At 67.6% G+C, this 12,165-nt stretch carries 13 protein-coding genes; 8 read left to right on the forward strand and 5 right to left on the reverse strand.

Translation table 11 applies throughout. The features are described 5' to 3' along the window. Nucleotides 1-28 precede the first annotated feature (28 nt). The 4 genes from BBJ41_RS15635 to BBJ41_RS15650 form a co-directional block, all read right to left on the reverse strand. The gene (locus tag BBJ41_RS15635) at nucleotides 29-475 is read right to left on the reverse strand and encodes a nuclear transport factor 2 family protein (RefSeq protein WP_034178922.1); all 447 of its coding nucleotides are present in this window, start codon (nucleotides 473-475) and stop codon (nucleotides 29-31) included. A 115-nt stretch (nucleotides 476-590) separates the two neighbouring features. After that, nucleotides 591-1,628, reverse strand: coding sequence for a lipopolysaccharide heptosyltransferase II (waaF, locus tag BBJ41_RS15640; protein ID WP_069747154.1), 1,038 nt, complete (start codon nucleotides 1,626-1,628; stop codon nucleotides 591-593). A gap of 139 nt (nucleotides 1,629-1,767) precedes the next feature. Further along, the gene (locus BBJ41_RS15645) at nucleotides 1,768-1,962 is read right to left on the reverse strand and encodes a zinc-finger domain-containing protein (protein WP_006749970.1); all 195 of its coding nucleotides are present in this window, start codon (nucleotides 1,960-1,962) and stop codon (nucleotides 1,768-1,770) included. Nucleotides 1,963-2,012: 50 nt separating this feature from the next. After that, nucleotides 2,013-2,936, reverse strand: a complete 924-nt coding sequence (locus BBJ41_RS15650) for a branched-chain amino acid transaminase (protein WP_069747155.1) — start codon at nucleotides 2,934-2,936, stop codon at nucleotides 2,013-2,015. A 194-nt stretch (nucleotides 2,937-3,130) separates the two neighbouring features. Here BBJ41_RS15650 and BBJ41_RS15655 point away from each other — a divergent pair, with 194 nt between their 5' ends. From BBJ41_RS15655 to BBJ41_RS15665, 3 genes are all read left to right on the forward strand, one after another. Then, nucleotides 3,131-3,886, forward strand: coding sequence for an AzlC family ABC transporter permease (locus tag BBJ41_RS15655; RefSeq protein ID WP_069747156.1), 756 nt, complete (start codon nucleotides 3,131-3,133; stop codon nucleotides 3,884-3,886). Next, entirely contained in the window at nucleotides 3,883-4,206 is a 324-nt protein-coding gene (locus BBJ41_RS15660) for an AzlD domain-containing protein (protein ID WP_069747157.1), read from the forward strand. Before BBJ41_RS15655 ends, BBJ41_RS15660 begins: the two co-directional genes overlap by 4 nt. Before the next feature lie 280 nt (nucleotides 4,207-4,486). Next, entirely contained in the window at nucleotides 4,487-5,683 is a 1,197-nt protein-coding gene (locus tag BBJ41_RS15665; RefSeq protein WP_069257480.1) for a phosphoglycerate kinase, read from the forward strand. 157 nt (nucleotides 5,684-5,840) lie between these two features. On the opposite strand, the gene BBJ41_RS41920 is transcribed toward BBJ41_RS15665, so the two are convergent. Beyond that, entirely contained in the window at nucleotides 5,841-5,969 is a 129-nt protein-coding gene (locus BBJ41_RS41920) for a hypothetical protein (RefSeq protein ID WP_257786455.1), read from the reverse strand. Between BBJ41_RS41920 and pyk the strand changes: the two genes are divergently transcribed. The 5 genes from pyk (at nucleotide 5,968) to BBJ41_RS15690 (ending at nucleotide 12,159) form a co-directional block, all read left to right on the forward strand. After that, nucleotides 5,968-7,404 carry a pyruvate kinase gene (pyk, locus tag BBJ41_RS15670; protein ID WP_069747733.1) on the forward strand — a complete coding sequence of 479 codons (1,437 nt, stop codon included), beginning with the start codon at nucleotides 5,968-5,970 and terminating at the stop codon, nucleotides 7,402-7,404. The two genes, BBJ41_RS41920 and pyk, sit on opposite strands and share 2 nt — an antisense overlap. A gap of 313 nt (nucleotides 7,405-7,717) precedes the next feature. Beyond that, the gene (gene fba, locus BBJ41_RS15675; RefSeq protein WP_069747158.1) at nucleotides 7,718-8,782 is read left to right on the forward strand and encodes a class II fructose-bisphosphate aldolase; all 1,065 of its coding nucleotides are present in this window, start codon (nucleotides 7,718-7,720) and stop codon (nucleotides 8,780-8,782) included. 231 nt (nucleotides 8,783-9,013) lie between these two features. After that, the gene (locus BBJ41_RS15680; RefSeq protein WP_069747159.1) at nucleotides 9,014-9,904 is read left to right on the forward strand and encodes a phosphoribosylaminoimidazolesuccinocarboxamide synthase; all 891 of its coding nucleotides are present in this window, start codon (nucleotides 9,014-9,016) and stop codon (nucleotides 9,902-9,904) included. Between the two features lie 434 nt (nucleotides 9,905-10,338). Further along, complete coding sequence (gene purE / locus BBJ41_RS15685; RefSeq protein WP_069747160.1) at nucleotides 10,339-10,860, forward strand: 5-(carboxyamino)imidazole ribonucleotide mutase; 522 nt, start codon at nucleotides 10,339-10,341, stop codon at nucleotides 10,858-10,860. Between the two features lie 87 nt (nucleotides 10,861-10,947). After that, nucleotides 10,948-12,159, forward strand: a complete 1,212-nt coding sequence (locus BBJ41_RS15690; protein ID WP_069747161.1) for a 5-(carboxyamino)imidazole ribonucleotide synthase — start codon at nucleotides 10,948-10,950, stop codon at nucleotides 12,157-12,159. Nucleotides 12,160-12,165 lie beyond the last annotated feature (6 nt).

Raw genomic sequence — 12,165 nt, forward strand, 5'->3', positions numbered from 1 at the left:
CCCGCGTATGCGTTGCTTCGTCTTTTCGTCAGTGCAGCGGGCCCTGCCCATGACGGATCTTCGCGGCGAACTGCCCGGCCGCTTGTTCGGGAATCGGGCTCGCGTGGATGTGCGCGATGCGCCACTCGCCGCGTTCGTGGATCATCACGTACGTTGCGAAAACCATGTCGGGTTCGGCCGTCAGGTCGGCCTGCTGATGCGCTTCGGCGATCGTATAGACGACCGTGCCGAGGCTGTCGTACACGCGGATGTCGAGCGGTTCGATCGTCACGGGGCGCGTCGCGAGCCGGTTGGCGAGCCCGCTGCGGATCTGGTCGAGGCCGTGCAGATGCTCGCCGTCCGCCCACACGCAGCTGGCGAAATCCTCGTCGATCCACAACGCCAGCAGCGCGTCGAGATTGGCATCGGCGACGGCCTGGTAGTAGGCGTTCAGCGTATCGGCAGCGGCTTCGAAAAGGCGGGCAAAACGTGGCATCGGGGTTATCTCTCGCGCGCGTCGCGCGCCGTATTCAGCACGGCGGCCCGGATGGGGCCGCCGCACACCGGTGAATCGGATTGCCCGGCGCGCCGTGCGACGCTGCCGGCCAGGGTCAGCGCTGCCCGACGAGCATGCCGCGCAAATCGCCGAATACCTGCTCGGGACCGAGTTCGCGCAGGCACTTCAGGTGGCCGAGCGGGCACTCGCGTTCGAAGCAGGGACTGCATTCGAGATGCAGCCATTGTACCTTCGCCAGGTCCGACAGCGGAGGGGTGTGGCGCGGATCGGTCGATCCGTACAACGCGACGAGCGGCCGGCGCAAGGCGGCGGCGACGTGCATCAGCCCGGAATCGTTGGTGACGACCGCGTTCGCGCGCGCGATCAGCGCGCACGCCTCGGACAGCGACGTCTGCCCGCACAGGTTGCGCACGTTCGGCGCGTGGTCGGCGATCGCCTGCGCGGCCGCGGCATCCTTCTGCGAGCCGAGCGCGACGATCTGCGTGTACGGGAACGACTGGTGGACGATCGTCGCGAGCGTCGCGAAGTGCTCGGGCGGCCAGCGCTTGGCCGGGCCGTATTCCGCGCCGGGGCAGAACACGACGAGGGGCTTGCGTGTATCGAGATTGAAACGCGCGGACACGCGCGCCGTCTCGTTCAGGTCGGCGTCGAGGCGCGGCGCGGGCAGCGTCTTCATCGACTCGGGCAGCTTCGCGCCCGGCGCGTACGCGAGCGCCGCGTAGTGGGTCGTCATCGGCGGCCGCTCGCCCGACTTGGTCGGGTTCGCGTGCCGCACGTTCAACAGCCCGTAGCGGTGCTCGCCCGTGTAGCCGATCCGCAACGGGATGTTCGCGAGCCACGGGATCACCGCGGACTTCAGCGAATTCGGCAGCACGTACGCCGCGTCGTAGCCGACGTCGCGCAGGTCGCTCGAAAGCTGCCAGCGGCGCAGCAGCTGCAGCTTGCCGTGCGCGAGATCGGTCGCGTAGACATCGTGGATCTCGGGCATCCGTTCGAGCACGGGCGCGACCCACGAGGGTGCGACGGCATCGATCGCGATGCGGGGATGGAGTTTCTTCAGCAGCGCAAAAAGCGGCTGCGCCATCAATGCGTCACCGATCCAGTTCGGTGCGATAACCAGCGCTCGACGCATCAAATCGACTTCCGATGTCGTAATGAAGCACGGCGCTCGGGCGCCGCGTTCGGGTTGCCAGAATGGAGAAGGGCGGCGCGCCGGCATCCGGCTGCGCCGCCTTGCGAGTCGGCGGGCCCGCGGGCCCGGCCGCCCGGGCTCAGTGGCCCTTGACGACCTCGCCGTCGCGCAGCTTGTAGCGCGTGCCGCAGTACGGGCAGCGCGCTTCGCCGTGCGAGACGTCGATGAACACGCGCGGGTGTGCGCTCCAGCGTGCCATGGCCGGGTTCGGGCAGTAGGCGGGAAGATCCTTGGCCGTCAGCTCGACCAGCGGCATTTCCTTGATTTCACTCATGAGACTTTCTCTTATCACTCTTTTGTGGGGCGGTCGGTGGCGTAGCGCACTCAGACCTTCGTCAGCCAGTGCGCGTACTTCGCGTTCTTGCCCGACACGATATCGAAAAACGCCGACTGGAGCTTTTCCGTGACGGGGCCGCGCGCGCCGCTGCCGATCGTGCGGTTGTCGAGCTCGCGGATCGGCGTGACTTCGGCGGCCGTGCCGGTGAAGAACGCTTCGTCGGCCGTGTAGACCTCGTCACGCGTGATGCGCTTCTCGATGACCTCGATGCCGGCGTCCTTCGCGAGCGTGATGATCGTGTCGCGCGTGATGCCGTCGAGGCACGACGACAGGTCGGGCGTGTACAGCTTGCCGTTGTTCACGAGGAAGAAGTTCTCGCCGGAGCCTTCCGACACGTAGCCGTCGACGTCGAGCAGCAGTGCTTCGTCGTAGCCGTCGGCCGTCGCTTCCTGGTTCGCGAGGATCGAGTTCACGTACCAGCCCGACGCCTTCGCGCGCACCATCGACACGTTCACGTGGTGGCGCGTGAACGACGACGTCTTCACGCGGATGCCCTTCGCGAGGCCGTCCTCGCCGAGGTACGCACCCCACGGCCACGCGGCGATCGCGACGTGGATCGTGTTGCCCTTCGCCGACACGCCGAGTTTTTCCGAGCCGACCCAGATGATCGGGCGCAGGTAGCACGACTCGAGCTTGTTCTCGCGCACGACTTCGAGTTGCGCGGCTTCGAGCGTTTCCCGGTCGAACGGCACGTCCATCTGGAAGATCTTCGCCGAATTCAGCAGACGTTTCGTGTGCTCGGGCAAGCGGAAGATCGCGGTGCTGCCGTCGGCCGTCTTGTACGCGCGCACGCCTTCGAAGACGCCCATGCCGTAGTGCAGCGTGTGGGTCAGGACGTGGATCTTGGCGTCGCGCCAGTCGATCAGCTTGCCGTCCATCCAGATCTTGCCGTCGCGGTCGGCCATTGACATAGGATTCTCCTGGGATGCGGTTGTGTGCAGCGTTGAGCCGGAAAGACGCTTATTTTAGCGTCATTTGGCGGCGATCCGGTCGGTCGGCACAGGGGCGGCGCTATAATCGCCCGGTACCGATTCCAATAACGATGGGGCGTACCGGCAGGAGGCGCCGGCGTCCCGACGAACCGCCCGCTGCGGCCCGCTTTCCCATGCTCGCTCGATTGTCCGCCACCGACCGCTTCGCGCTGATCCAGGGCGCGCGCGACTATTCCCCGACACTGATGGCGATCCTCTCCTGGGGGCTCGTCACGGGCATCGCGATGAGCAAGTCGGTCATGACGCTCGGGCAGGCGAGCGCGATGTCGCTGCTCGTCTACGCGGGCTCGTCGCAGCTCGCGGTGCTGCCGCTGCTCGCCGCGAAGCTGCCGATCTGGACCGTGCTGCTCACGGCCGCGATGGTCAACACGCGCTTCGTGATCTTCAGCGCCGGGCTTGCTCCCCATTTTTCCAACCTGCCGCTGTGGCGGCGCCTTGCGATCGGCTATTTCAACGGCGACGTGATCTACCTGCTGTTCCAGAAACAAGGTTTCGCCTACGGCCACGTGCCGGGCAAGGAAGCGTATTTCTGGGGGATGGCGCTCGCGAGCTGGGTGTCGTGGCAGGTGTCGTCGCTCGCGGGCATCCTGCTCGCGAGCTTCTTCCCGGCGAGCTGGGGGCTTGAACTGGCCGGCACGCTCGCGCTGATCCCGATCATGGTGTCGGCGGTCGCGAACCGCTCGACGCTCGCGGCCGTTGCGGTCGCCGGCGTCGTGTCGCTCGTCGCGTTCGATCTGCCGTACCGGCTCGCGCTGCCGCTCGCGGTGCTCGCCGCGCTGGCGGCCGGCTGCACGGCCGATTTCTTCGTCGAGCGGGCCGACTGGCGGCGCATCCGCACCGAAACCGTGCAGGAAAAGGAGATCGAATGAGCGCGACCGAGATCTGGATCGTCATCATCGGGATGACGATCGTCACGGCCGTCACGCGCGCGCTGTTCCTGATCGGCGGCGAGCGCACCATGCTGCCCGAACGCGCGCAGCGCGCGCTGCGCTACGCGCCGGCCGCCGCGCTGGTCGCCGTCGTGCTGCCCGACGTGCTCGAAACGCCGGCCGGGCTGTCGTTCGCGCTGTCCAACCATCCGTTCTACGCGGCGCTCGCCGGCCTCGGCTGGTTTTTGTGGCGGCGCAGCATGCTCGGCACGATCGTCGTCGGGATGATCGTATTCACCCTGTTGCGCCTGATCGTCTGACGGGCCGCCGTTCCGGCCCGCCGGGCGTCTGCCGCTCGTGCGGGCGCATTGCTGCATTGCGGCAATGTGTCCGTTCCCGCGCGCAATCCCAAATAGGCGGAATTCGCCGCCGCACGGGTCAGTCTGCCGGGTGGATCGGCTAGAATGCCCGTTCGAGATTTTTTACCCGTGCGCGTCATGCGAACCGCCAGCCACGGCCGCATCCGGCGCCCTTTCGCGGCAGCCCGCGCACGTCCAGCGTGAACCCCCTTTCCCCATCCACTACTTCAATCTGTTCAACATGAGCCAAGTCAAGCGTCTTACCGACCTGATCGCCGCCGGCCAGCTCGCCGGCAAGCGGGTGTTCATCCGCGCCGACCTGAACGTCCCGCAGGACGACCAGGGCAACATCACCGAGGACACGCGCGTGCGTGCGTCTGTGCCGGCCATCCAGGCCGCGCTCGACGCCGGCGCGGCCGTGATGGTCACGTCGCACCTCGGCCGCCCGACCGAAGGCGAATTCAAGCCGGAAGACTCGCTCGCGCCCGTCGCGAAGCGCCTCGCCGAGCTGCTTGGCCGCGACGTGCCGCTCGTCTCGAACTGGGTCGAGAACGGCGTGAACGTCGCGCCGGGCCAGGTCGTGCTGCTCGAGAACTGCCGCGTGAACAAGGGCGAGAAGAAGAACTCGGACGAGCTCGCGCAAAAGATGGCGAAGCTCTGCGACGTGTACGTGAACGACGCGTTCGGCACCGCGCACCGCGCGGAGGCGACCACGCACGGGATCGCGAAGTACGCGCCGGTCGCGTGCGCGGGCCCGTTGCTCGCCGCCGAACTCGACGCGCTCGGCAAGGCGCTCGGCAACCCGGCGCGCCCGCTGGTGGCGATCGTCGCCGGCTCGAAGGTGTCGACCAAGCTGACCATCCTGAAGTCGCTGGCCGGCAAGGTCGACCAGCTGATCGTCGGCGGCGGCATCGCGAACACGTTCATGCTCGCGGCCGGCCTGTCGATCGGCAAGTCGCTCGCGGAAGCCGATCTCGTCAACGAGGCAAAGGCGATCATCGACGAAGCGCGCGAGCGCGGCGCGTCGGTGCCGATCCCGACCGACGTCGTGACGGCCAAGGAATTCTCGCCGACGGCTGCGGCCACGGTGAAGCAGGTCGCCGACATCGAAGCGGACGACATGATCCTCGACATCGGCCCCGATACGGCCAAGGCGCTCGCGAGCCAGCTCGAGAAGGCCGGCACGATCGTGTGGAACGGCCCGGTCGGCGTGTTCGAGTTCGACCAGTTCGGCAACGGCACCAAGACGCTCGCTGAAGCGATCGCCAAATCGTCCGCGTTCTCGATCGCGGGCGGCGGCGACACGCTCGCGGCCATCGCGAAGTACGGCATCCACGACCAGGTCAGCTACATCTCGACGGGCGGCGGCGCCTTCCTCGAGTTCCTCGAGGGGAAGAAGCTGCCGGCGGTGGAAGTGCTCGAAACGCGGGCGGCCTGAGCGTGGCGGCGCGCGCAGGGGTGACGAAGGCCGCGCGCTCCGCGAAAGCGGAGCAGCCGGCCGGCGCGGGCAAGCGCAAACGCGCGCCCGCGCGGGCGAACACCGCCCCGCGCGCACCGGCGGCCGCCGGCGACGCGGCCGTGCAGCACCACGAAATTCAGAACAAAGCGATGCCGGGCGCAAGCACCGGCACGCCCCCCGGAACGGCCGCCGCTGGGCCTGCCGCTTCCGGCTCTCGCAGCGTTTCACCCAGCGCATCCACCTTGATCCAGAAGAGGAGTTTCATGCAGCGCGCCACCAAGATAGTCGCCACGATCGGCCCGGCTTCCAGTTCGCCGGAGATTCTGCTGCAGATGATGCAGGCGGGCCTCGACGTCGTGCGGCTCAATTTTTCGCACGGCACGGCCGACGATCACCGCCAGCGCGCCGAGATGGTGCGCGAGGCCGCCCGCAAGGTCGGCCGCGAGATCGCGATCATGGCCGACCTCCAGGGCCCGAAGATCCGCGTCGGCAAGTTCGAGAACGGCAAGACCACGCTCGTGCCGGGGCAGCCGTTCATCCTCGACGCGGGCTGTGAGCTCGGCAACGACGAGCGCGTCGGCCTCGACTACAAGGAACTGCCGCGCGACCTGCGCCCGGGCGACCTGCTGCTGCTGAACGACGGCCTGATCGTGCTGACCGTCGAGCGCGTGCTCGGCGACGAGATCCACACGACCGTCAAGGTGGGCGGCGAGCTGTCGAACAACAAGGGGATCAACCGCCAGGGCGGTGGCCTGTCGGCGCCCGCGCTGACCGCGAAGGACATGGAGGACATCCGCACGGCGATGTCGCTCGGCGCGGATCTGGTCGCGGTGTCGTTCCCGAAGAACGCGACCGACATGGAAATGGCCCGCCAGCTCGCGAACATCGCGGGCGCGCCGTACGGCATCAAGCCGAAGATGATCGCGAAGATCGAGCGCGCCGAGGCGATTCCCGCGCTGCAGAGCATCCTCGACGCGTCCGACGGCATCATGGTCGCGCGCGGCGACCTCGCGGTGGAAGTGGGCAACGCGGCCGTGCCGGCGCTGCAAAAGCGCATGATCCGGATGGCGCGCGAGTCGAACAAGCTCGTGATCACCGCGACGCAGATGATGGAATCGATGATCCACGCGCCCGTGCCGACCCGCGCGGAAGTGTCGGACGTCGCGAACGCGGTGCTCGACGGCACCGACGCGGTGATGCTGTCGGCCGAGACGGCCGCCGGCAAGTATCCGGTCGTCACGATCGAGACGATGGCGGCCGTGTGCGTCGAGGCGGAAAAGTCGGAGCACGTCGAGCTCGACAAGGATTTCCTCGACCGCACGTTCACGCGCATCGACCAGTCGATCGCGATGGGCGCGCTGTTCACCGCGTACCACCTGGGTGCGAAGGCGATCATCGCGCTGACCGAATCGGGCGCGACCGCGCTGTGGATGTCGCGTCACTACACGCACGTGCCGATCTTCGCGCTGACGCCGCGCGTCGGCAGCGAGCGCACGATGGCGCTGTACCGCAACGTGACGCCGCTGCACGTCGACTTCAACAGCGACCGCGACTCGGCGCTGCAGGCGGCGCTGGAGATCGTCGTCAAGCAGGGTTACGTGCAGCACGGCGACATGGTCGTGCTGACCGTCGGCGAGCCGATGGGGCAGGCGGGCGGCACCAATACGCTGAAGATCGTGCGCGTCGGCGAGCATTATTGAGCGCTGACTGAGCACCTGGCCGGCCCCCAGGCCGGCAGCCGGGTCGATCCGTTTCGATCTGGCACCGCTTTTTACGCGAAAGCCGCGCGGGGTCCGAAGCCCCGCGCGGCTTTTTTTCTCTTTTTTGCCCGCATTGTGCCGTGCGAACGTAACAAATTGCGAGTGAGCGTCGCCGGGCGGTCGGCATCGGAGGCGCTTCGCGATAAAATGCGGCTATTCGACGCTCAGCCGCGCCGCGCTGCCCCGGTTTCGACGGGGGCGGGCGCCGCGCCGGCGTCAGGGCGCACCGGTTTTCATTCCAAGGAGTTCCACAATGCCTCTCGTATCAATGCGTCAATTGCTGGACCACGCGGCAGAGCAGGGTTACGGCCTGCCGGCCTTCAACGTGAACAACCTGGAGCAGGTCCAGGCGATCATGGCGGCGGCGGACCAGGTCGGCGCGCCCGTGATCATGCAGGCATCGGCCGGCGCGCGTAAGTACGCGGGCGAGCCGTTCCTGCGCCACCTGATCGAAGCAGCCGTCGAGTCGTACCCGCACATCCCGGTCGTGATGCACCAGGATCACGGCCAGTCGCCGGCGGTCTGCATGGGCGCGATCCGCAGCGGCTTCACGAGCGTGATGATGGACGGTTCGCTCGAAGCCGACGGCAAGACGGTCGCCTCGTACGAATACAACGTCGACGTGTCGCGCAAGGTCGTCGAGATGGCGCACTCGATCGGCGTGACGGTCGAAGCCGAACTCGGCGTGCTCGGTTCGCTCGAGACGATGAAGGGCGACAAGGAAGACGGCCACGGCGCGGAAGGCACGATGACCCGCGAGCAGCTGCTGACCGATCCGGAGCAGGCCGCCGACTTCGTGAAGCTCACGCAGTGCGATGCGCTCGCGATCGCGATCGGCACGTCGCACGGCGCGTACAAGTTTTCGAAGAAGCCGACGGGCGACATTCTGTCGATCCAGCGCATCAAGGAAATCCACGCGCGCATCCCGAACACGCACCTCGTGATGCACGGTTCGTCGTCGGTGCCGCAGGAACTGCTGGCCGAGATCCGCGAATTCGGCGGCGACATGAAGGAAACCTACGGCGTGCCGGTCGAGGAAATCCAGGAAGGCATCAAGCACGGCGTGCGCAAGATCAACATCGACACCGACCTGCGTCTCGCGATCACCGGTGCGATCCGCCGCTACCTGTTCGAGAACCCGGGCAAGTTCGATCCGCGCGACTACCTGAAGCCCGCGCGCGAAGCGGCGAAGCAGATCTGCGTCGACCGCTACCTCGCGTTCGGCTGCGAAGGCCAGGCCGGCAAGATCAAGCCGGTGTCGCTCGACAAGATCGCCGAGCAGTACAAGTCCGGCGCGCTCGCGCAGGTCGTGCGCTGAGACTGTAGTACGATTGCCCCGCCCGATTCTGCCGCTGGGCAGGGGCGGGCGCCCGGCCGAATTTGATCCGGCCCCGGGCAGCCGTTCCGTCCGGCCGAACGAGGGCCGGCCGGCAACCGTCCGGGCGCGTGTCGCCCGGCGGTTCGCCGACGTATTGCAAGACCGCCGTTCCCGCCTGCCGCGGGGAACGGCGTTTCCCTTTTTGTTTGGCTCCTTATCTGCGAAAAGACGATGTCTACCCTTTACGAATCCACGCTCCGCTCGCTGCCGCTCCTCGGTCGCGGCAAGGTCCGCGACAACTACGCGGTCGGCAACGACAAGCTCCTGATCGTCACGACCGACCGTCTGTCGGCATTCGACGTGGTGATGGGCGAGCCGATTCCGAACAAGGGCCGCGTGCTGAACCAGATGGCGAACTTCTGGTTCGACAAGCTCGCGCACATCGTGCCGAACCACCTGACGGGCGACGCGCCGGAAGCGGTCGTCGCGGCCGACGAGGTCGAGCAGGTGCAGGGCCGCGGCGTGGTCGTCAAGCGCCTCGAGCCGATCATGATCGAAGCGGTCGTGCGCGGCTACCTGGCCGGCAGCGGCTGGAAGGAATACCAGGCGTCGGGCGCCGTGTGCGGCGTGAAGCTGCCGGAAGGCCTGCAGAACGCGCAGAAGCTGCCCGAGCCGATCTTCACGCCGGCCGCGAAGGCCGAGATGGGCGAGCACGACGAGAACATCACGTTCGAGGAAACCGAGCGCCGCATCGGCACCGAGCTGGCCGCGACGATCCGCGACATCTCGATCAGGCTGTACAAGGAAGCCGCCGACTACGCGGCGACGCGCGGCATCATCATTGCCGACACGAAGTTCGAATTCGGCCTCGACAACCACGGCCAGCTGTACCTGATGGACGAAGTGCTGACCGCCGATTCGTCGCGCTTCTGGCCGGCCGATCAATACGAAGTCGGCACGAACCCGCCGTCGTTCGACAAGCAGTTCGTGCGCGACTGGCTCGAAGCGCAGCCGTGGGGCAAGACCGCGCCGGCGCCGGCGCTGCCGGCCGACGTCGTCGAGAAGACGGCCGCGAAGTACCAGGAAGCGCTCGAGCGCATCACGGGCCAGACGCTCGCCTGAGCGAGCTTTGCATGGGACCGGAGTAAGTGCTGAAGCACTAACTCTGGTCGACCGCCGTGGGGGTGGAGTAAGCGCTGAAGCGCCAACTCCATCCAACCACGGCATGGGACCGGAGTAAGTGCTGAAGCACTAACTCTGGTCGACCGCCGTGGGGGTGGAGTAAGCGCTGAAGCGCCAACTCCATCCAACCACGGCATGGGACCGGAGTAAGTGCTGAAGCACTAACTCTGGTCGACCGCCATGGGGGTGGAGTAAGCGCTGAAGCGCCAACTCCATCCAACCACGGCATGGGACCGGAGTAAGTGCTGAAGCACTAACTCTGGTCGACCGCCATGGGGGTGGAGTAAGCGCTGAAGCGCCAACTCCATCCAACCACGGCATGGGACCGGAGTAAGTGCTAAAGCACTAACTCCGGTCGACAGGAAGCCCACGAAATGAGTGAAATCCAGACTGCCCACACGCACAGCGCGCCGCTCATCGGCGTGCTGATGGGTTCGAGTTCCGACTGGGACGTGATGAAGCACGCAGTAGCGATCCTGCAGGAATTCGGCGTGCCTTACGAAGCGAAGGTCGTGTCCGCGCACCGGATGCCCGACGAGATGTTCGACTATGCGGAGAAGGCGCGCGAGCGCGGGCTGCGCGCGATCATCGCGGGCGCCGGCGGCGCCGCGCACCTGCCCGGCATGCTGGCCGCGAAAACCACGGTGCCCGTGCTCGGCGTGCCGGTCGCGAGCAAGTACCTGAAGGGTGTCGATTCGCTGCACTCGATCGTGCAGATGCCGAAGGGCGTGCCCGTCGCGACGTTCGCGATCGGCGAGGCCGGCGCGGCGAATGCCGCGCTGTTCGCGGTGTCGATCCTGTCCGGCACGTCGTCCGACTACGCGAACCGGCTCGCCGCGTTCCGCGTGCGCCAGAACGAAGCCGCGCACGCGATGGTGCTGCCGCCGCTGGAATGACGGCGCACCGGTGGCCGCACTGCCATTCCAGCGGCTGCCTGACCTCCCCACTGCGGCGGGCAGCGCCCGCCGCGACCGACCACTGACATGACCGCAACTCCTGATTCCGTTTCCCCGATCCTGCCCGGCGCGTGGCTGGGCATGGTCGGCGGTGGCCAGCTCGGCCGCATGTTCTGCTTTGCCGCCCAGTCGATGGGCTATCGCGTCGCCGTGCTCGATCCCGATCCGACGAGCCCCGCCGGCGCGGTCGCCGACCGCCACCTGCGCGCCGCCTACGACGACGAAGCCGCGCTCGGTGAACTGGCCGAACTGTGCGACGCGGTGTCGACGGAGTTCGAGAACGTGCCGGCCGCGAGCCTCGATTTCCTCGCGCGCACGACGTTCGTCGCGCCGGCCGGCCGCTGCGTCGCGGTCGCGCAGGACCGGATCGCGGAGAAGCGCTTCATCGAGGCGTCGGGCGTGCCGGTCGCACCGCACGTCGTGATCGAATCGGCGGCGGCGCTTGCCGCACTCGACGATGCCGCGCTCGACGCGGTGCTGCCCGGCATCCTGAAAACGGCGCGCCTCGGCTACGACGGCAAGGGCCAGGTGCGCGTGCGCACCGCGCAGGAAGCGCGCGACGCGCATGCGGCGCTCGGCGGCGTGCCGTGCGTGCTCGAAAAGCGCCTGCCGCTGAAATACGAAGTGTCGGCGCTGATCGCGCGCGGCGCGGACGGCCGCTCGGCCGCGTTCCCGCTCGCGCAGAACGCGCACCACGACGGCATCCTCGCGCTGACGGTGGTGCCCGCGCCGGCCGCCGATGCCGCGCTTGTCGCGCAGGCGCAGCAGGCGGCCGTGCGGATCGCCGATACGCTCGGCTACGTCGGCGTGCTGTGCGTCGAATTCTTCGTGCTGGAAGACGGCTCGATGGTGGCGAACGAGATGGCGCCGCGTCCGCACAACTCCGGCCACTACACGGTCGATGCGTGCGCAACGAGCCAGTTCGAGCAGCAGGTGCGCGCGATGACGCGCATGCCGCTCGGCAATCCGCGCCAGCACTCGCCGGCCGCGATGCTGAACATCCTCGGCGACGTGTGGTTCCCGAACGGTGCGACCGGCGTAGGTGCGGCGGCCGATGCCGTCACGCCGCCGTGGGACACGGTCGCCGCGATGCCGACCGCACACCTGCACCTGTACGGCAAGGAAGACGCGCGCGTTGGCCGCAAGATGGGCCACGTGAATTTCACGGCCGAGACGCGCGACGAAGCCGTCGCCGCCGCCACCGCGTGCGCGCAGTTGCTGCGCGTGCCGCTCGGCTGAGGCGCC

This window comes from Burkholderia stabilis (assembly GCF_001742165.1).
In the GTDB taxonomy this organism is placed as follows: Bacteria; Pseudomonadota; Gammaproteobacteria; order Burkholderiales; family Burkholderiaceae; genus Burkholderia; species Burkholderia stabilis.